The sequence below is a fragment of the Roseomonas mucosa ATCC BAA-692 genome (genome assembly GCF_000622225.1).
GTDB classification, from domain to species: domain Bacteria; phylum Pseudomonadota; class Alphaproteobacteria; order Acetobacterales; family Acetobacteraceae; genus Roseomonas; species Roseomonas mucosa.
The window spans coordinates 108,250-126,661 of record NZ_JHWD01000007.1 but is presented as its reverse complement, the minus strand read 5'-3'; the positions used below and the strand labels follow the sequence as shown (position 1 = coordinate 126,661).

Below are 18,412 nucleotides of genomic sequence, written 5' to 3'. Positions count from 1 at the left end.
CTTGAGCCCCGGCCCGGCCGCCGCGCCGCCGGTCCCCGCGGTGCCGCCCGCCGCCATGCCGGTCCCCGGCAGGCCCGGCGCCGACGCCCCTTCCGGCGCGCCGGCGCCGGGGCGGGGGGTCTGGCGCATCGGCTGGCTGCCGCGTTCGCTGGCGGCGCGCACGGCGATCTTCCTGCTGCTGGCGCTGATGCTGGTGCAGGCGGCGGGCCTGCTGATCCATGCGCTGGACCGGGTGGACCTGCAGCGCTTCGTCGAGCGGCGGGAGATTTCCGGCCGCGCCATGGGGCTGTGGCGCACGCTGATCATCGCGCCGCCCGACCGGCGCGACATGATCGTGAACGAGGTGGACCTGCCCGAGGGCCTGACCGCTAGCCTGGACGACGCGCCGACCGCCCGGCACAGCCTCGCCACGCCCGGCGAGGACCTGCTCAGCCTGCTGCCGCCCGAGGCCATCCTGAACCTGCCGCCGCGCCTGCAGCCGCGGGAGATGGTGGTGGGCACCGGCAAGGGGCAGGCGCTGCTGATCTCGCTGCGCCTGCCCAACAGCGACCTGTGGCTGAACCTGCGGCTGCGCGTGCCGCCGCCACGGCCCTGGCACTCGCCCACCTTCCTGATCGCCTTCGGGGTGATGACGGTGGCGGCGGCGCTGCTGATCGTCGCGGCGACGCGGCGGCTGATCCGGCCGGTGCGCGACCTGGCGCGGGCCGCCGAGGCGCTGGGGCGCGACGTGAACGCGCCGCCCCTGCCGGAAACCGGTCCGCTGGAGGTCGCCACCGCCGCGCATGCCTTCAACACCATGGCCGAGCGCATCCGGCGCTTCGTCGGCGACCGGACGCAGATGCTGGCGGCGATCGGTCATGACCTGCGCACGCCGATCACCCGGCTGCGGCTGCGCGCCGAGTTCCTGGAGGATGACGAGCAGCGGCGGCGGATGCTGTCCGACCTCGACGAGATGGAGGCCATGGTGAACGCCACCCTGGCCTTCGCCCGCGACGACGCGGCGGACGAGCCCTCGGTGCCCCTCGACCTCGCCGCGCTCTGCCGCACCGTGCTGGACGAGGAGGCGGATGCACGGCCGGAGGCGGAGGAGGCGCTGACCTATGCCGGGCCGCTGCGGCTGACGGTGCGGGGCCGGCCCATAGCGCTCAAGCGGGCGCTGACGAACCTCGTCGGCAACGCGCTGAAATACGGCCAGGCCGCCCGGATCCGGCTGGAGCCGCCCAGCGGCCGGCAGAACCCGGTGGTGCGGCTTTTTGTCGAGGATGACGGGCCGGGCGTGCCGGAGGAATCGCAGGAGGCGGTGTTCCAGCCCTTCCGCCGGCTGGAAACCAGCCGCAACCGCGAGACCGGCGGCACCGGGCTCGGCCTGCCCATCGCCCGCAACATCCTGCGCGCCCATGGCGGCGACGTGACGCTGGAGAACCGCGCCGAGGGTGGCCTGCGGGCGGTGGTGACGCTGCCGGTCTGAGGGGCCGGCGGGCAGGGCCACCGTCCCTGTCAGCGCTCCCGGGCGCCTGCCCGGGGCGGCGTGCCGCTGCCGAACAGGTTCCGCAGCATCCCCGGGGCCAGCATGGAGAGCGGGTTCACGGTGATCCGCGGATCGCCCAGCGTGCCGGTGGCCGTGAAGGTCGCGGCCAGCAGCCCGCCGCCCGGCTCGGCGCTGAACAGCCGCCCGACCAGGGGCAGGCGCCCGGGCAGGCTGTTCAGCAGGTAGGACGGCACGATCGTCCCCTCCAGCTCCAGCCGTCCGTCCCGGCGCATCACCCGCCCCTTGGCGGTGGCGCCGAGCGAGGCGGAGCTGAGCCGCACATCCTCCAGCCCCAGCGCCTCCCGCGTCAGGGCGAAGGGCGCGTGCAGGCTGCTCACGCGCAGCCCCGGCCCGGTCAGCGCCTCCGGGATGCCGTAGAGCGACAGAGCCTGCAGCAGCTTGCCCAGCCGTGCCCGTCCGCGCAGGCCGAAATCCTCCAGCTCCGCCTCGCCCAGCAGCGGCGAGGATGGCGTGTCGGCGGCCCAGCGGCCCTGGACGCGCAGCCGGCCGTCCTGCACGTCGCCCGTGGTGCCGGTGAGCCGCAGCAGCCGTCCCAGATCCGCCACCCGCACCGACAGGTCCCGCCCGCCGCCGGCGCGCGGCGTGACCGCGGCGGCGAAGGCCTCCTGCCCGCCGGAGCGGCCGGAGGCCTGCATCTGCCGCAGCACCCCCCGCGCATCGTGCCGGATCAGGGCCTCGACCCGCTCATAGGGGCCGTCCGAGGTCAGCACCTGGCCCAGCGCGATATCGGCGTCGAAGCCCGGCAGGGCGCTGCGCTCCGCCGAACCCTTCTCATCCTCCGGCCCGCCCAGGAAATCCGGATCGGCGCCGCGCAGGTCCAGCACCGGGCCGCGCGCCACGATCCGCCAGAACCCGTCCGGTCCTTCGGGAAAGCCCAGTTGGCCGCTGACGCGCGAGGCGCCGGCCCGCCCTTCCGCCAGGGTCAGCCGGGTGATCCGGGAGCCGGGCGCGAACTCGGCCGCGCCGCGCAGCAGCATGTCCGGCGCCTCGATGCGCAGGCCGTCGATGCTGCGCAGCGCCCCGTCGCGCAGGCGCATCGACATCTCCGCCCGCGCCGCCGGCCCCGGTGCCTTGCGCCAGTTGAGCGGCGCCAGGGACAGCCGCGCCTGAGCCAGGTCCGCCTTCGCCTCCACCTGGGTGTCGGCGCCGCGGTGCTGCTCGAAGCGGGCGCTGACCGCAGCCTGCCCGCCGATCCGGTCGCCCAGGATGTCGAACCGCGTGCCGCGCAGCGCCGCCAGCTCCGCCGGCCCCTCGACCTGCCCCTGCACCACGAGCTGCCCCGGCGGGCCGTCGCGGAAATCCACCTGCATCCCCATCCGCGCCGCGCGCAGCGGGCCGAGATCGGCGGTGCCGTCGAGGCGCATCCCCGCCTCGGTCAGGTCCAGCGAGGCCCGGCCCTTGCGGAGGGACTGGTCGAGCAGCAGGTCCGGCAGGGCCGCATCCGTCACCTGCGCCTTCACCGCCACGGCGATGCGCTCCGCCGGCAGGTCGGCCAGCAGCGGGAAGGCGAGATGCAGCGTGGCATTCGCCTTGCCGCTCGCCCGCGACAGGTCGATCGGTACGGTCTGCAACAGGTGCAGGCGCGGATGGTCCACCACCCGGAGCATGTCGTTCAGCGGCCCGGCGACGCGGCCCGAGATCTCCGTCTTCTCCTGGCCGATATCGAGGTCGTAGAGCCGGACCCGCACTTCCTGGGCGGCGAGCGCCGTGCCCTGCTGCCGCCCGCCCTGCCCTTCGACCAGGATCTCCGCCGGGGACAGGAAGCGTATCGTGCCGCTCACATGCTCCACGGGCGGAACGGGGCGCAGCCAGTGCACCGTCGCATCCTCCACCGTCAGCATGCCGGTCATCGTTTCCAGCTTCGGCGTGCCGCCATTCGCCGGCAGCAGCCCGCCGAAATCCCAGTGCCCGTCGCGCGCCGTGCCGGCGGTCAGGTTTTCCACGATCCAGGAACGGCCGCCCGGCGCCACCGAGGCCGGCCAGTAGAGTGCAAGGTCCGGCAGGAAGGTCCGGTCCACCCCCAGGCCGAGGCGCCAGCGCCATCCCTCGGCGTGGCGCAGCGCCTCGCCCTGGGCCTGGGCCACCGGCGCGTTGCCGCGCGCCCCGGCGCCTTCGGCCAGGACCAGGCGGAGCCGCTGCAGCGCCACGCGGTCGGGTGCGGCCTCCACCGCCGCCTCGACGCGGCGGAAGCCGATGCGCGTGCCGTCCGGCTGCGCCACCTGCCCGCTGCCCAGGTGGAGGTCCAGCCCGGCGCTGGGCACGTTCCACCGCAGCAGGTCCAGCCCCGAGAAGCGCAGCGCGATCCTGCTTTCCCCGCCGGCCGGGCCCGCCGCCGGGGGCGGAACCGGGGCGGTGGAGGCCGGCGGCACGGGCCTCGCGGCCCCGGCATCCGGACCTGGCGCCTTGCTTCCCGCCTCTCCCTGGACAGGGGGGCGTGCCATGCCCCCGCTCCTGCGGGAAGGCGGGGATGGTGCGGCCGCGCCGAAGGACACCTGTTCCCCGGTCGCGGCGCTCACGGCCAGGCGCCCCAGCGTCAGCTCGGCCGCGCCGGAGGAGCGCCCCTGCGCGTCCGGCGCCCCGAGGCTGGCGGAGAGCCGCAGCGCCGGTACCACGCCCGCGGTCCCTGCTGCTCCCGGGGCTCCAGGCTGGGGGGCGCCAGGCTGCGGGGCGCCAGGCTGCGGGGTGCCGGATGGCGGGCCTCCGGACGCCCCCGCCACCGGCAGGGCATCGCCCACCTGCACCTTGCCCAGCCCCGGCACGTCCAGCCGCCCCTGGCGCAGCCCGATCTCCACATGCCCCCAGGGGCGGCGCTCCGCATCCACGCCGTCGAGCCGCAGCGACAGGCTCGCCGCATCCGGGCCGCCGCCGATCACCGCGCTTCCCCCATCCGGCAGCAACAGCGTGCCGCCGCCCGCCCGCATGTCGAGCTGCCCGCGCACCCCGTCACGGCTGTAGCGGAGCCGGGCCTCCAGCGCGACCGGCGCGTCCAGCCCGGCCAGCGGCGCCAGCACCGGCAGTTCCGCGGCGATCTCGGCCGGCCGCATCGCGGGCAGCGAGATGTGCAGGTCCAGGGTGGCGGGCTCCGCCCCGATATGCCCCAGGAAACGCAGCGTGCCCTCGGCGGCCCCGACCCGCAGGCTGCCGCCGCCCCGGAAGCCGACATTCTCGCCCTGGCGGTCGCGGCGCAGCAGCAGGTCGCCGCCCTGCATCACCGCCCGCAGCTCACCGTCATGGTCCCGGACCTCCAGCCGCGCCGCGTTCACCCGGACCTCGTGCAGCGCCGCCAGCCGGTCGCGCGCGCCGCTCCGGCGCAGCAGGTACTGCAGCGGATTCTCGTCCGGCAGCGGACGCGCCGGCCCGCGCGAGCCGTCCCCGGCCGCCGCGCCGCCGCGCGTGGCGCGGGGCATGTCCGGCAACCCGTCCGGTCCCACCTCCAGCACCAGCAGCGGCCCATCCACCGTCAGCGTCTCGGGCACATAGGCGCCCCGCAGCAGCAGGTTCCGCGCCGGCAGCTGCGCCGCGATCTCCGGCAGTTCCAGCCGCGCCTTGCCCGAGGCATCCGGCAGTTGCAGCCCGTAGAGCCGCAGCGACAAGGCGGGCGACCCGCCCGACTCGGCCGGGGGCAGCCAGCTCAGGGCGGCGGCGCCGATCCTCAGTTCCACCCCGTCGGACGAGATCAGCTGTTCCAGCGCCGTGGCCAGCATCGGCACCGGCAGCGGCCCCGCCTGCAGCCGCCAGAGCAGGGCGCAGGCCACCAGCCCCCCTGCCGCCGCCAGCGTCATCGCCGCATGGGTCAGCGACACCAGCAGCGGCAGGATTCTCCGCCGGAACAGCCACCTCAGCGCGCGGCGCAGCCGGCGGCCCGGCCCGGGCGGGGGCATCCCGGCGCGCGCCGCGGGGTCGGCGGCATCGCGCGCTGGAACCGTCGTGACTTGACCGCCCCGCCGCGTCACGGGACGAAAGGCCGATGACAGCGCCCGGGATGAAACGCCCCCCCGACCCCTTCGATCCGAAGGCGGCGGAACGGCTGATCGCCAGCTTCGCGGAACGCGGGGCGGCGGAACGCGCCTATGCCACCGGCGAGGGCCAGGCCCTGCTCGCCGCGCTCGGCGGCAACAGCCCCTTCCTCTCCGACCTCGCGCTGCGCGAGGCGCAGACCTTGTTGCGCATGGCCGAGCGAGGCCCCGACGCGGCCTTCGCCACGGCGCTCGACCCGATCGGCCGTGTCCTGCCCGATGCCGGGCGCGCCCAGCTCGGCGCCGCGCTGCGCCGGGCCAAGCGCCAGGGCGCGCTGATCGTGGCCGCCGCCGACCTCGCCGGGCTCTGGGGACTCGACCAGGTGACGGAGGCGCTGTCCCGCCTCGCCGACACGACGCTGGAGGCGGCGACCAGCCAGCTGCTGCGCGAGGGCGCGGCACGCGGCGACCTGCGGCCCGCCCGCAACGGCCGCGGCGCCGGCATCACCGTGCTGGGCATGGGCAAGCTGGGCGCGCGGGAGCTGAACTATTCCTCCGACGTGGACCTGATGATCCTCTTCGATCCGGAGGCGATGCCGGAGGCGGACCGCGCCCAGTCCACCGCCGTGCGCTTCGCCCGCGACCTGGTGAAGCTGATGGAGGAGCGCACCGAGGAGGGCTACGTCTTCCGCACCGATCTCCGCCTGCGCCCCGACGGCGCCGCGCAGCCGCTCGCCGTCAGCATCCCGGCCTCCGTCTCCTACTACGGCAGCATGGGGCAGAACTGGGAACGCGCGGCGATGACCAAGGCCCGTCCGGTGGCCGGGGACAAGGTGCTGGGTCAGAGCTTCCTGGATGAGATCCGTCCCTTCGTGTGGCGGCGGCACCTGGATTTCGCGATGATCGCGGACATCCATTCCATCAAGCGGCAGATCCACGCGACGCATGGCCATCGTGGGGCGGGGACGGAGATAGCGGTCGCGGGCCATGACGTGAAGCTCGGCCGTGGCGGCATCCGCGAGATCGAGTTCACGGTGCAGGTGCTGGAGCTGATCTGGGGCGGCCGCGACCCCAGCCTGCGCGACCCGACCACCCTGGGCGCCCTGGCGGCGCTCGCCGGGGCCGGGCGGCTCGACCGGCGCGCGGCGGCGGACCTGGCCGATGCCTATACCTTCCTGCGCACCGTCGAGCACCGGCTGCAGATGGTGGCGGACCGCCAGACCCACCGGCTGCCGGAGGACGAGGACGGGCTGCGCCGAATCGCCGCCTTCAGCGGCTTCAGCAGCCTGGATGCCTTCTCCGCCGCGCTCACCGCCTGCTTCAACCGCGTGGCGCATCACTACGGCCGCCTGTTCGAGAGCGCACCCGACCTGAGCGGGGAGGGCGGCAACCTCGTCTTCACCGGCACCGAGGACGATCCCGAAACCACGCGCACGCTGCGGGAGATGGGCTTCACCAACCCGGCCGGCATCTCCGCCCTGATCCGCGGCTGGCACCACGGCCATCGTCGCGCCACCCGCAGCGAACGGGCGCGCGAGCTGCTGACGCTCCTCATGCCGACCCTCCTGGCCGCCTTCGCGCGGCAGCGCGAGCCCGACGCGGCGCTGGCGCGTTTCGATACGCTGCTGGAAAAGCTGCCGACCGGCGTGCAGTTGCTCAGCCTTTTCCTGCGCAATCCGCACCTGCTGGAACGGGTGGCAGGAATCCTGGGCGCCGCCCCGGCGCTCGCCGACCACCTCGCCCGCCATCCCTCGGCGCTGGAGGGGCTGCTGGCCGGCGGTGCCGGCTCGGCCGCCGCAGCCCTGCCAGCCCTGGTCGGGGCGGCGCGGCACTATGAGGAGGCGCTGGAGGGCGCCCGCCGGCTCGTCACCGAAGGGCGCTTCGAGATCGATGCCGATGCGCTGGAAGGGCTGATCGACGCCGACACCGCCGGGCAGGCGCGCTCCGAGCTTGCCGATGCCGCCATCGGCGCCCTGCTGCCGGAAGTGCTGCGCGAGTTCTCGGCCCGCTATGGCCGCATCAGGGGCGGCTCCATGGCGGTGGTCGCCATGGGCAAGCTCGGCGGGCGGGAGATGCAGCCGGGCTCGGACCTGGACCTGATCCTGATCTACGACCACCCGCCGGGGGTGCAGGACAGCAGCGGCGGCCCGCGCAGCCTGCCGGCGCCCACCTGGTTCGCCCGGCTGGCCGCGCAGTTCATCGCCGCCATCACCGCCCCGGGAGCGGAGGGGAAGCTCTACGAGGTGGACATGCGGCTGCGTCCCTCCGGCAACAAGGGCCCCATGGCGACCGGTCTCGCGGGTTTCGAGCGTTACCACGCCGAAGGGGCCTGGAGCTGGGAGCGCATGGCCCTCACCCGCGCCCGCCCGCTGGCCGGGCCGCCGGCGCTGCGCCGTCACATCGCCGCCGCCGTGCGCCACGCCCTGGCCCTGCATGCCGGGCCGAAGGTGCTCTCCGATGCACGCGACATGCGCGCCCGGATGCTGCGCGACCTGCCGCCCGAGGGGCCCTGGGACGTGAAGGCCATGCGCGGCGGGCTGGTGGAGGTTGAGTTCATCGCCCAGGCCCTGCAATGCGCCCATGCCGCCAGCCATCCGCGCATCCTGGCGACGACGACGCGCGAGGCCCTGGCCCGGCTGGCCAAGGCCCGGCTGCTGCCGCCCGAGGACGCCGCCGCCCTGATCCGCGCCGACCGGTTCTGGCGCAGCATCCAGGCCATGCTGCGCCTGACTGTCGGGCGGCCGCGGACCGAGGCGCTGCCCGCCGCCGCCGGCACGGCGCTGCTGCGTGCCTGCGCGCCCTTCATGACGGATCGCGCCGCCGACTCCGCCGCCCCGGTTGACCTGGGCGCCCTGCGCGCGGAGATGCAGGGAACCGCCGAGACGGTCCGGACCCTCTTCGAGCGCCATCTCGGCTCCCTCCCTCCGCCGGGCGGAGGCGCAGCACAGCGGGAAAGGATCGCCACGTGATCGAAGCGGGCATGGACGCGCCGCCCTTCACCATGCCGGCCAGCGGCGGCCGCACGATGAGCAAGGCGGCCCTCGGCGGGAAGCCCTTCCTGCTCTACTTCTACCCGAAGGCCGACACCTCCGGCTGCACCCAGCAGGCCTGCGGCATCCAGGAGGCGCTGCCGGCGCTGGGCAGGCTGGGACTGACGGTGATCGGCGTCTCGCCCGACCCGATGAAGGCGATCGAGAAGTTCGCCTCGAAGTACGGCCTCACCTTCCCGCTCGCCTCCGACGCGGAACACGCCATCGCCGAGACCTACGGCACCTGGGTCGAGAAATCGATGTACGGGCGCAAGTACATGGGCATGGAGCGCACGAGCTTTCTGGTCGGGCCGGACGGCAAGGTCGTGCAGGTCTGGCGCAAGGTGAAGCCGGCCGAGCACGCGGCGCTGGTACGCAAGGCGGTCGAGGCGCTGTGAAGCGCCCGCCGGGGGGAGCGGCGTAGGTCCCCCCGGTCCCCGGATCAGATGTAGCGCAGCGCCAGCACGCCGCCGACGATCGCCAGGGCGGTCGCGCCCGCGATCAGGTTCAGCCGCTTCTCGATGAACTCCCGCGCCGGCGGGCCATAGGCGCGCAGCAGCCAGGCCAGCATGTAGAAGCGCGCGCCACGGGTGATGACGCTGCACACGAAGAAGATCGGCAGCGAGAAATGCGCCGCGCCGGCGGCGATGGTGACGATCTTGTAGGGGATCGGCGTCAGCCCCTTGATCAGGATCACCGCCGCGCCCCATCGCTCGAACCAGGCGCCGAAGGTCTGCAGCGCGTCGGCATGGCCATAGGCGGCCAGCACCGGCAGCGCCACCGCCTCGAAGAGGTAGGTGCCGATGGCATAGCCCAGCAGCCCGCCGATCACCGAGGTCACGGTGCAGATGAAGGCGTAGTGGTAGGCCCGGTCGGGCCGCGCCAGGCACATGGGAATGAGCATGGCGTCGGGCGGGATGGGAAAAAAGCTGCTTTCCGCGAAGGACACCGCTCCCAGGGCCGCCGGGGCCCGGGGGTGCGCGGAAAGGGCGATGATCCAGTTGTAGAGGGCGCGGAGCATGTCCGCCGCCATCCCATGCCGCGCTGCAACAAGCAAGTTACAAATCGCGGATTTATCTTAAAAAATGGACAATGCCATCAGAAAGCGTAACGGATGCGGCAATAGGGCATCTCCTCGCCCAGGATCGCGGTGAAGCGCTGCAGCAGCCTGCCCTTCACCCCGTGCCGGTAGCGCAGGTTGCGCGCCCCGTTCTGGCTCGTCTTCTCCTCCTGCCAGCGCGGCTGCCAGAGCAGCTCCTCCGCCCTCGGATGCCAGGCGAGGTTCACCCCGTGCAGCTCGGCGCTGTGGGTCAGCATGATCACCTCCGCCGCCAGCCCCTGCTTCGCCGCCTCCGGAAGCTGGCCGTCGATCTGCCGGAACAGCTCGCGCCACTCCGCCTCCCAGCCCTCGTGCACCACCACGGGCGAGAAGTTCAGGTGCAGCTCGTAGCCGGCGCGGAACACCTGGCCCGCGAAGGCGATCCGCTCCGCCACCGGCGAGGTCCGCACGTCCAGCAGCCGCGCCCGCGCTTCCGGCATCAGTGAGACCCGCACCCGCGTCCGTCCGCGCGGGTCGTAGTCCAGGATCGCCGGATTCGCGAATTTCGTGGCGAAGGAGCCCTTGGCGTTCGGCAGGTCGCGGAACAGGGCCACGAGGTCGCGGACATTGCCGGAAATGGCGGCATCCACCGACAGGTCGCCATTCTCCCCGATGTCATAGACCCAGTCCCGCGCATCCACCTGGTTGGGCTCCAGCTTCATGCCCTGGCGTGCCGCGTGGCGGGCGATGAAGCCGGTGATGGCGTCGATGTTGGTGAAGACGGTTACCGGGTTCGCATGGCCCTTGCGCCGCGCCACGTAGCAATAGGCGCAGGCCATGGCGCAGCCGTTGGACACCGAGGGCGCGATGAAATCCGCGCTGCGCCCGTTCGGCCGGCAGGCCAGGGTCTTCTTCACCCCCAGCACCAGCACGTCGCGCTTGGCCGCCAGCCAGTCCGCCGCCGCCCCTTCCCGCAATGCCGGGATGGACCAGTGCGAGGCCACCTCCACCTGCCGCGCCTCCGGAAAGCGCGCCAGGATCTCGCGCCCCCTCTCGCCCTCGCGTATGGCGGGTTCCAGGAAGATGATCCGGGGATCGAAAAGGTAAGCGGGCAGCATGCCATTCCGCGCCATGGTCCCCGCAAGTGGCGACGCCCCGCCAGCCTGCAAGCGCCGCGGCCCCGGAACGGGGCACCGCGCCCGTGGCTGCCCCCGGGCCCCGCCCGCCATTGGAGCGGGGCAGTCAGGCCGGCCCCTGACCCCGATCCCGGGACGCGAAGCGCCGGAAGCGGGCCGCGCCCGGTCTCAGCCGGCCCGTACCAGGGCGTGCTTCTTGCGGCCGGCGGAAAGCTTGGCGGTGCCGTCGCGCAGGTCGGCCCCGGTGACCTGGCGGGTCTCGTCGCCCACCGGTTCGTCGTTCAGGCGGACGCCGCCACCGCGCACCAGGCGGCGGGCCTCGCCCTTGCTGGCGACGAAGCCCGCGGCGACCAGCAGGTCCAGAACCGCGGCGGGCAGCGGGGCAGAGACCGTAGGCAGGTCCTCGGCCAGGGTGCCGGCCTCGAAGGTGGCGCGGGCGGTCTCGGCCGCGGCCTCGGCGGCGGCGCGGCCGTGCAGGATCGCGCTGGCCTCGGTGGCGAGGATCTTCTTGGCCTCGTTCACCTCGGCCCCGGCGAGGGCGCCGAGGCGGCGGACCTCCGCCATCGGCAGGTCGGTGAAGAGGGCCAGGAAGCGCGCCACGTCGGCATCCTCGGTGTTGCGCCAGAACTGCCAGTAGTCATAGGGCGAAAGCCGGTCGGCGTTCAGCCAGACCGCGCCGGCTGCGGTCTTGCCCATCTTGGCGCCGGAGGCGGTGGTGAGCAGGATCGTGGTGACGCCGAAGGCCTCCTGGCCCGCCACGCGGCGGACGAGGTCGGTGCCCATGATGATGTTGCCCCACTGGTCGCGCCCGCCGAGCTGCAGGCCGACGCCGTAGCGGCGGTTCAGCTCCAGGAAGTCGTAGCTCTGGAGCAGCATGTAGTTGAATTCGAGGAATGAGAGCGGCTGCTCGCGGTCCAGGCGCAGGCGCACGCTGTCCATGGTCAGCATGCGGTTGACCGAGAAGTGCCGCCCCACATCGCGCAGGAAGGGGATGTATTCGAGCTTGTCGAGCCACTCGGCATTGTCGAGCTCGATGGCGTCGGTCGGGCCATCGCCGAAGGCAAGGAAGGCTTCGAAGGCGCGGCGGATGCCGGCCTTGTTGTGCGCGATGGTCTCGTCGCTCAGCAACGGCCGGACCTCGTCGCGGAAGGACGGGTCGCCGATGCGCGTGGTGCCGCCGCCCATCAGCACGACGGGCTTGTGGCCGCAGCGCTGCAACAGGCGCAGCAGCATGATCGGCAGCAGGTGGCCGACATGCAGGCTGTCCGCCGTCAGGTCGAAGCCCGCATAGGTGGGAAGCGGCCCCGCCTTCAGGCGCGCGACGAGGGATTCCTCGTCGGTGACCTGGTGGATGAAGCCGCGCTCGCGCGCCGCATGCAGGAAATCGTCCATCTGGCGGGGTTCCGCAGTGAAGTGTGCTTGTCAGTGGGCCGGGCGTTAGCACAGTGACACCATGGTGCGAAGAACGAGGCTGCAAGGAACGGGGCTGCGGACCATCGGGCTGCGCTGTCCCGCCTCGCTGGAGGGCGTGGAGGCCGCTCTGCTCGAAACCGACGGGACGGTTGTGGCCCAGGCCGGTCCCTTCCGCCTGCTGCCGCATCCGCCGGCCCTGCGGCGGGTGCTGCGCGCCGCGCTGGAGGCCGGGCCGGAGGAGGCCTGGGGCGGGCTCGGCCCGGCGGTGGAGCGTCTGGTGGAGCGTTGCGCCGAGGCCGTGGCGGCAGTGGCGGGGCCCGATGGCGTGGCGACCTCTGGGATCATCGCTCCTGGGGTTGTGGCCCTGGGCTTCGACGGGCCGGGGCTGGCAGGGTGCGGGCGGGACGGGGCGCCCGTGCCGCTGATGGAGGGCGGCTTCCTGGCGCGCCGCCTCGGCCTGCCGGTGGCCAGCGGCTTTGGTGGTGGGCTGGCTGCGGGGGAGGATGGGCGGGTGATCCTGCCATCGGCCTATCCGGCCCTGACGGCGGGGCTGCCACGGCCCCTGGCGATCCTGGACCTGGACGGCGTGGCGCGCGTGACCTGGCTCGGCCCCGGCGACCGGTGGGACAGCGGCGAGATGCTGCGTTTCGAGGCCGGGCCGGCGGGCGGCCCCGCCGAGGGCTGGGCCGAGTGGTCGCTGGAAGCCTCGGGCGAGGACATGAGCGGCCGGCTCGCCATGGCGGGGCGGGCCGATGGCGCGGTGCTGGCGAGGCTGATCGCGCATCCCGGGCTGCGGCTGGGGGCGGCCGGCCCGCCGGAACAGGGCGGGCCCGGCGGCGGCGATGCCGGAGGAGCCGGTTCCGGGGAGGGTGACCCCGGCCGGGCGCGCTTCGACCGGGCTGGCTTCGAACGGGCCCTGCGACGCGCCGGGGCCATGGCGCTGCCGCCCGCCGATGGCGCGGCGGTGGTGGTGGCCTATTCCGCGCTCTGCGTCGCCGAGGCCGCGCGCCATCTGCCCGGGCCGCCCCGGCAGTGGCTGCTGGCCGGGCGGGGCAGGGTGAACGCCGCCCTGCGGCGGGCCCTGGCGGCGGTGCTGGAGGAGCCGGTGCGGACGGTCGATGCGGCGGGCTTCGACGGCATGGCCTTTCCGTCCCAGGCCCTGGCCGTGCTGGCTGCCCGCGCGATGCAGGGCCTGATGGCCATGCCGGACGGGATGGTGGGGGAGGAGGGCGGGCAGGTCCGCTGAAGCGGCGGAAAGGGGGATTCCGGCCCCGGCCCACCCCGGAGAGCGGGCGGGCCGGGGCCGGAGGGGTTCACCCGTGCTCGGGATAGAGTCCGGCGAGGCCCTCGGCGCTGGCGTCGCAGCGGCCGCGCTCGGTGATCAGCCCGGTGACGAGGCGCGCCGGCGTCACGTCGAAGGCCGGGTTGGCGGCGTCGCTGCCCTCGGCGGCGACGCGCACCGTGACCAGCGAGCCGTCCGGGGCGCGGCCGGTGATGTCGGTGACCTCGGCGGCGGAGCGTTCCTCGATCGGGATCTCCCGCACGCCATCGGCCACGCGCGGGTCATAGGTCGAATGCGGCAGGGCGACCCAGAAGGGCACGCCATTGTCCTTCGCGGCCAGGGCCTTGAGGTAGGTGCCGATCTTGTTGGCCACGTCGCCGTTGCGGGTGACGCGGTCGGTGCCCACGATGACGATATCGACCTGCCCGTGCTGCATCAGGTGCCCGCCGGCATTGTCGGAGACCACCGTGTGCGGCACGCCATGGGCGCCCAGCTCCCAGGCGGTCAGCGCGGCGCCCTGGTTGCGCGGGCGGGTCTCGTCCACCCAGACATGGACCTTCATGCCCTCGTCGAAGGCCTGGTAGATCGGCGACAGGGCGGTGCCGTAGTCCACCGTGGCGATCCAGCCGGCATTGCAGTGGGTGAGCACGTTCACCGGCTCGCCGCCGCGGCCCTCGGCCTGCTTGCGGGCGGCAATGCCGCGCAACAGCTCCAGCCCGTGCTCGCCGATGCGGCGGTTGGTCTCGACGTCGTCGTCGCAGATGGCCTTGGCCTCGGCATAGGCGGCCTCGGCACGTCGCTCCGGCGGCTGGTTGCGCAGCGCCTCCAGCATCCGCTCCAGCGCCCAGCGCAGGTTGATCGCCGTGGGACGGGTCTCGCCCAGCATGGCGGCCACCCGCTCCAGGTTCTCCGTGGAAGGGTCGCGGCGCAGGGCGAGGGCGAGCCCATAGGCGGCGGTGGCGCCGATCAGCGGCGCGCCGCGCGTCTGCATGGAGCGGATGGCCTGGGCCACCTGCTCCTCGTCGGTCAGGCGGAGGGTCTCCACCGCCCAGGGGAGGCGGGTCTGGTCGAAGATGCGGACGGACCAGCCGTCCTCCTCGTCCACCCAGATGCTGCGATAGGGAACACCGGCGATCTTCATGGGGGCGGGATATGGCCCATGATCGCGCCGGGACCCATGAAATTTCGGCTACACGCGGCTGTGCAGGGCGCAGACCAGGGTGAAGAGCAGGCGGGCCGTGACGAGGTCCACCGCGACCTTGCCCTCCAGCCGCTCCCGCAGCAGGTCCGCGCCCTCGTCGTGCAGGCCGCGCCGGCCCATGTCGATGGCCTGGATGCGGGCGTCGTGGCTGTCCTGGGTCACCGCCTCCTCATGTGCCTGGACGACCATCAGGTAGTCCTTGATCAGCCGCCGGAAGGGGCTGAGCGACAGGGCGAAGCCGTGCAGGGGCGCGCCGTTGGGGCCGCGGATGTCCAGCCAGAGCCGGTTCTCCCGCAGGTCCAGGTGCAGGCCATAGGGGCCGGGCGGCAGGCCGGGCGGGTCGAAGCGGTTGCCGGCCAGCAGGTCGGCCACCGCCTGGGCGCGGTCGGCCTCGGCATAGGGGCTGTGCGGCGTCAGCCCTTCCGGCAGCTCGATCCGGACCAGGCGCTGGCTTTCGGCCTGGGACGCCTCGGTGACGTGGCCCATCGGCGTCCGGCCGTCAGACATCGTGCCGCCCGCTTCGGAGATGGTCCTGGTTCTCCAGGGGGATGTCCTCGGCCCCGCCGAAGCCCAGCTTGAGCATCAGCCCCACCGTGGCCCCCTTCACCGGCCGCAGCAGCAGCGTCGTCACGACGGCGAAGAGCGGCAGCCAAAGCGCCATGTGGAACCACATCGGCGGGTGGTAGGCCTTTTCCACCCAGAAAACCGGCGGCAGCAGCAGATGGCCGACGATGAAGATGGTGAAATAGGGCGGGGCGTCGTCGGCATGGATGCGCCCCAGCGGCGTGCCGCAATGACTGCAGGCGGGCGCCACGGCCAGGAAGCCCTGGAAGACGCGGCCCTCGCCGCAGACCGGGCAGCGGTTGCGGAGCCCGCGCCCCATCGCCGTCAGCAGGGAGGGCAGGGGGGGAGCCCCGGCGGGCGCTTCCGGCGGGCCCTGCCGTGGGTTCCAGCGCGCTTCGGGAAAGGTGCCGTTGGCTGTCGGATGGGCCAACGGGGCATCCACCGCAGGGGCGGCTGGTGGCCTGTGGGCGGTCAGGGCCTCCCCGCCCAAATGGGAAATCTGCGTCATGTCCGCGTTGTCTCCGACGTTCCTGCCCCGTCTGCCCAGGGCTTGCGTGCCCCTTGTCTTCGGGGATCGTATTTGTGCAACGCAACATCGGCATGTCCGATGGCGAAATGCAAGCCTGTCGTCCGCTTGTGAACGAAGCTTGGCACAGTGCAACAAATGCGGTCTCGCCCAGGTCGCATCAACCCGTGACCCGGCTTCCCCCGCCATTGCAGGACGTCCCCTGGCGTAGATTTGCGCCAGGGGCGGCCATGGGGAGGAATGGTGCCGGGAAGTGGCACGATGGGATAGCCCTCGCGAAGCCCGGTCCGGAATGGCCAGACCGCCGGAGGAAGCGGGGCGCCGGGGACGCGGCGTGGCAGGGTGCGGGGTGTTGTCCCGGCAGGCGCTTCAGGCCCGGCGATTCCACCGCGGGGCGATCGCCGGCTAGGCTGGCGGCATGAGCGCGCCCGCATCCCTCCACTGCCTCGTCAATCCGCATCCCGGCGTTCCGGGCCTCGTGACCCTGCCGGAAGGGGGTTGGCGGCGGGCCCGGGCCGCCATCACGGCCTGGCCCGGCCATGCGCCGGCGCCGCCGACCGGCCTTCCCGGCCTGGCGGCGGCGCTTGGGCTTGCGGCCTTGCACTGGAAGGATGAAGGCCGGCGCGCCGGACCGGAGGCCGTGGGCGGCGCCGAGGCGCTGGGGGCCGCCTATGCGGTGCAGCGCCTGTTGTCGGCGGAACTGGCCCGGCGCGGCGTGGCGCGGGCGGCGGAGGCCCCGGAGCTCGAATCCGGGCGACTGGCGGAGGCGACGCGGGGCATCACTCTGGCCAGCGGTCCGGAGGCCGGCTTCGCCCTGGCCGTGGCATGGGGGGCGCGGCGCTTCCATGCCCGCTGCGTGGCGCTGCTGCCGGCAGGAAGCCCGGCCGCCTGGCGTGAGGCGCTGGCGGGCCAGGGCGCGGAAGTCCTGGAATGCCCGGGCGGACCGGCAGGAGAGCGGTGCGCGGTGCGGGACGCGGCGCGGCGGGCGGAGGCGGGGGGATGGCTGTTCCTGTCGGACCACTCCTGGCCAGGCCAGACCGAGGCGGCGCGCGACGTGATGCAGGGCTGCCGCCTCGTGGCGGAGGAAGCCTTCTCCGGCCTGCCCGCTCCGCCCAGCCATGTTTTCGTTTCTGGCGGCAGCGGTGCCCTGGCCGCGGCGGTCGCGGTGGAGGCGCGCCGCCTGGGCGGGACGGCGCCGAGGCTGGTCGTGGTGGAGGCGGAAGGCGAGGGGCAACAGCCGGAGGGGCTGATGCGGGAGGCCGCCCATTCCTGGACCGGCCATTCCCGGGCCGGGCGAGGCGAGGCGGGAGAAAGCACGTCGCTGCTGGCCTGGGGGGAGCTGGAGCGAGCCGCTTTCGCCTGCCTCGCCGTCCCGCCGGAGGCGGTGGCGGGGGCGAGGCGGAGCCTGTCCGCCGGGATCGACGGAGCGATCAGGTCAGGGGAGCGCGGCGCGGCGGTGATGGCGGGGCTGCTGCTGGCCGTGCGCGACCCGGCGGCGCGGTCGGCTCTGGGCCTCGATGCCGGAAGCCGGGTGCTGGCCTTCGGCGCCGATGCGCCCTTTGCCGGGGCGGCGGCGGGCTGACCAGCGGCACAGCCTGAGGGGCACCGTGCCTTTCGGTACGATTGACCTTCTGTCATGACTGACGCGTAATCCGCCGTGAAAGGTCCGGCCACCGCGCCGGGCTGAACGATGTTCTGGAGGAACGAATGAGGCGTCGTACCTTGGCCGGGGCCGCCCTCGCGACCCTTGCCACCCCCGCCGTGCTGCGCGCCCAGGGCACCTGGCCGGACCAGCCGGTGCGCCTCGTGGTGCCCTTCGCCGCCGGCGGGCCGACCGACATCCCGGCCCGGCTGATCGCGGACGAGCTGTCGAAGCAGCTGCCGCAGCGGGTGGTGGTGGAGAACCGCACCGGGGCCGGTGTGGTCGTGGGCTCCGACGTGGTGGCCAAGGCGCCGAAGGACGGCTCGGTCTTCCTCTACACCACCATCGCCCATGCCACGCTGCGGGCGATCTTCGCCAAGCTGCCCTTCGACCCGATCGCGGATTTCACGCCCGTCACCATGACCGGCGTGATCCCGATGCTGATGATGGTGAACAAGGACCTGCCGGCGAAGACGCTGCAGGAGTTCATCGCCCTGGCCAAAGCCAATCCGGGCAAGTTCGACTATGCCAGCACCGGTGCCGGGGCGGCGCTGCACCTGGCGAGCGAGCTGTTCCTGAAGCAGGCGGGCGGGCTGAAGGTGAACCACGTGCCCTATCGCGGTTCCGCCGCCGCGATGCCGGACCTGCTGAGCGGCACGGTGGTGATGATGCTGGACGTGGCCAACAACGCGCTGCCCTTCGTGCAGCGGGGCGAGGTGCGCGGCCTGGCCGTTTCCTCCGCCAGGCGCCTGCCGCAGCTGCCCGACCTGCCGACCTTCTCCGAGGCCGGGGTGCCGGGCTACGAGGCCTATACCTGGCACATGATCTTCGCCCCCGCCGGCACGCCGCCCGCCATCGTCCAGGCGATGAACGCGGCGACCAACCGGGTCATGGCCATGGATTCCGTGCAGAAGCGCCTGTCGGACCTCACCATGGAGACCCGTTCCAGCTTCACGCCCGAGGCCACCGGCGACTTCCTGAAGGCCGAGATCGCCAAGTGGGAGCCGATCATCAAGGATGCCGGGATCACGGCGAGCTAGGAAGTCCCCGGGGCAGGTTGACCCCCCGGGAAACC

The 18,412-nt window shown here is 73.5% G+C and carries 13 protein-coding genes; 6 read left to right on the top strand and 7 right to left on the bottom strand.

Going from position 1 to position 18,412, the window contains the following annotated elements; translation table 11 throughout:
* The first annotated feature begins 1 nt into the window (after window position 1).
* Window positions 2–1,468 (top strand): HAMP domain-containing histidine kinase, encoded by a 1,467-nt coding sequence (locus tag BT98_RS0109225; RefSeq protein WP_019459377.1) that lies wholly within the window; start codon window positions 2–4, stop codon window positions 1,466–1,468.
* A gap of 29 nt (window positions 1,469–1,497) precedes the next feature.
* Here BT98_RS0109225 and BT98_RS23840 read toward each other — a convergent pair whose 3' ends face one another.
* A complete protein-coding gene (locus tag BT98_RS23840) occupies window positions 1,498–5,430 on the bottom strand; it encodes a YhdP family protein (protein WP_019459376.1) in 3,933 nt (1,310 codons plus the stop codon).
* 101 nt (window positions 5,431–5,531) lie between these two features.
* On the opposite strand from BT98_RS23840, the gene BT98_RS0109215 reads away from it, so the two are divergent.
* Both BT98_RS0109215 and BT98_RS0109210 read left to right on the top strand, forming a co-directional pair.
* The gene (locus BT98_RS0109215; protein WP_019459375.1) at window positions 5,532–8,474 is read left to right on the top strand and encodes a bifunctional [glutamine synthetase] adenylyltransferase/[glutamine synthetase]-adenylyl-L-tyrosine phosphorylase; all 2,943 of its coding nucleotides are present in this window, start codon (window positions 5,532–5,534) and stop codon (window positions 8,472–8,474) included.
* An 11-nt stretch (window positions 8,475–8,485) separates the two neighbouring features.
* Window positions 8,486–8,932, top strand: coding sequence for a peroxiredoxin (locus BT98_RS0109210; protein ID WP_037250327.1), 447 nt, complete (start codon window positions 8,486–8,488; stop codon window positions 8,930–8,932).
* Window positions 8,933–8,976: 44 nt separating this feature from the next.
* Here the strand turns inward: BT98_RS0109210 and BT98_RS0109205 are convergent, their stop codons facing one another.
* From BT98_RS0109205 to tyrS, 3 genes are all read right to left on the bottom strand, one after another.
* Window positions 8,977–9,555 carry a YqaA family protein gene (locus tag BT98_RS0109205; RefSeq protein WP_026032905.1) on the bottom strand — a complete coding sequence of 193 codons (579 nt, stop codon included), beginning with the start codon at window positions 9,553–9,555 and terminating at the stop codon, window positions 8,977–8,979.
* Between the two features lie 77 nt (window positions 9,556–9,632).
* A complete protein-coding gene (locus tag BT98_RS0109200; RefSeq protein WP_019459372.1) occupies window positions 9,633–10,691 on the bottom strand; it encodes a spore photoproduct lyase family protein in 1,059 nt (352 codons plus the stop codon).
* Between the two features lie 186 nt (window positions 10,692–10,877).
* Window positions 10,878–12,101, bottom strand: coding sequence for a tyrosine--tRNA ligase (tyrS, locus tag BT98_RS0109195; RefSeq protein ID WP_019459371.1), 1,224 nt, complete (start codon window positions 12,099–12,101; stop codon window positions 10,878–10,880).
* A gap of 61 nt (window positions 12,102–12,162) precedes the next feature.
* Between tyrS and BT98_RS23835 the strand changes: the two genes are divergently transcribed.
* Complete coding sequence (locus BT98_RS23835; protein WP_051004715.1) at window positions 12,163–13,368, top strand: anhydro-N-acetylmuramic acid kinase; 1,206 nt, start codon at window positions 12,163–12,165, stop codon at window positions 13,366–13,368.
* 67 nt (window positions 13,369–13,435) lie between these two features.
* Here the strand turns inward: BT98_RS23835 and mtnA are convergent, their stop codons facing one another.
* Genes mtnA through BT98_RS0109175 form a run of 3 tightly spaced genes read right to left on the bottom strand, consistent with a single transcriptional unit; the run spans window position 13,436 to window position 15,599 of the window.
* Window positions 13,436–14,545, bottom strand: coding sequence for an S-methyl-5-thioribose-1-phosphate isomerase (mtnA, locus tag BT98_RS0109185; RefSeq protein WP_019459369.1), 1,110 nt, complete (start codon window positions 14,543–14,545; stop codon window positions 13,436–13,438).
* Window positions 14,546–14,593: 48 nt separating this feature from the next.
* Window positions 14,594–15,112 carry a UPF0262 family protein gene (locus BT98_RS0109180; protein WP_226946040.1) on the bottom strand — a complete coding sequence of 173 codons (519 nt, stop codon included), beginning with the start codon at window positions 15,110–15,112 and terminating at the stop codon, window positions 14,594–14,596.
* Window positions 15,105–15,599, bottom strand: a complete 495-nt coding sequence (locus BT98_RS0109175; RefSeq protein WP_019459367.1) for a DUF983 domain-containing protein — start codon at window positions 15,597–15,599, stop codon at window positions 15,105–15,107. Before BT98_RS0109175 ends, BT98_RS0109180 begins: the two co-directional genes overlap by 8 nt.
* Before the next feature lie 514 nt (window positions 15,600–16,113).
* Between BT98_RS0109175 and BT98_RS23830 the strand changes: the two genes are divergently transcribed.
* Window positions 16,114–17,277 (top strand): pyridoxal-phosphate dependent enzyme, encoded by a 1,164-nt coding sequence (locus BT98_RS23830; RefSeq protein WP_019459366.1) that lies wholly within the window; start codon window positions 16,114–16,116, stop codon window positions 17,275–17,277.
* A gap of 125 nt (window positions 17,278–17,402) precedes the next feature.
* Window positions 17,403–18,377, top strand: coding sequence for a Bug family tripartite tricarboxylate transporter substrate binding protein (locus BT98_RS0109165; protein ID WP_026032904.1), 975 nt, complete (start codon window positions 17,403–17,405; stop codon window positions 18,375–18,377).
* The last annotated feature ends 35 nt before the right edge of the window (window positions 18,378–18,412 follow it).

Bases quoted from the DNA above. Each gene is read 5' to 3' on its own strand.
- BT98_RS23840 (WP_019459376.1), bottom strand. From the start codon at position 5,430: ATGCCCCCGCCCGGGCCGGGCCGCCGGCTGCGCCGCGCGCTGAGGTGG.
- BT98_RS0109215 (WP_019459375.1), top strand. From the start codon at position 5,532: ATGAAACGCCCCCCCGACCCCTTCGATCCGAAGGCGGCGGAACGGCTG.
- BT98_RS0109210 (WP_037250327.1), top strand. From the start codon at position 8,486: ATGGACGCGCCGCCCTTCACCATGCCGGCCAGCGGCGGCCGCACGATG.
- BT98_RS0109205 (WP_026032905.1), bottom strand. From the start codon at position 9,555: ATGCTCCGCGCCCTCTACAACTGGATCATCGCCCTTTCCGCGCACCCC.
- BT98_RS0109200 (WP_019459372.1), bottom strand. From the start codon at position 10,691: ATGCTGCCCGCTTACCTTTTCGATCCCCGGATCATCTTCCTGGAACCC.
- tyrS (WP_019459371.1), bottom strand. From the start codon at position 12,101: ATGGACGATTTCCTGCATGCGGCGCGCGAGCGCGGCTTCATCCACCAG.
- BT98_RS23835 (WP_051004715.1), top strand. From the start codon at position 12,163: ATGGTGCGAAGAACGAGGCTGCAAGGAACGGGGCTGCGGACCATCGGG.
- mtnA (WP_019459369.1), bottom strand. From the start codon at position 14,545: ATGAAGATCGCCGGTGTTCCCTATCGCAGCATCTGGGTGGACGAGGAG.
- BT98_RS0109180 (WP_226946040.1), bottom strand. From the start codon at position 15,112: ATGTCTGACGGCCGGACGCCGATGGGCCACGTCACCGAGGCGTCCCAG.
- BT98_RS23830 (WP_019459366.1), top strand. From the start codon at position 16,114: ATGAGCGCGCCCGCATCCCTCCACTGCCTCGTCAATCCGCATCCCGGC.
- BT98_RS0109165 (WP_026032904.1), top strand. From the start codon at position 17,403: ATGAGGCGTCGTACCTTGGCCGGGGCCGCCCTCGCGACCCTTGCCACC.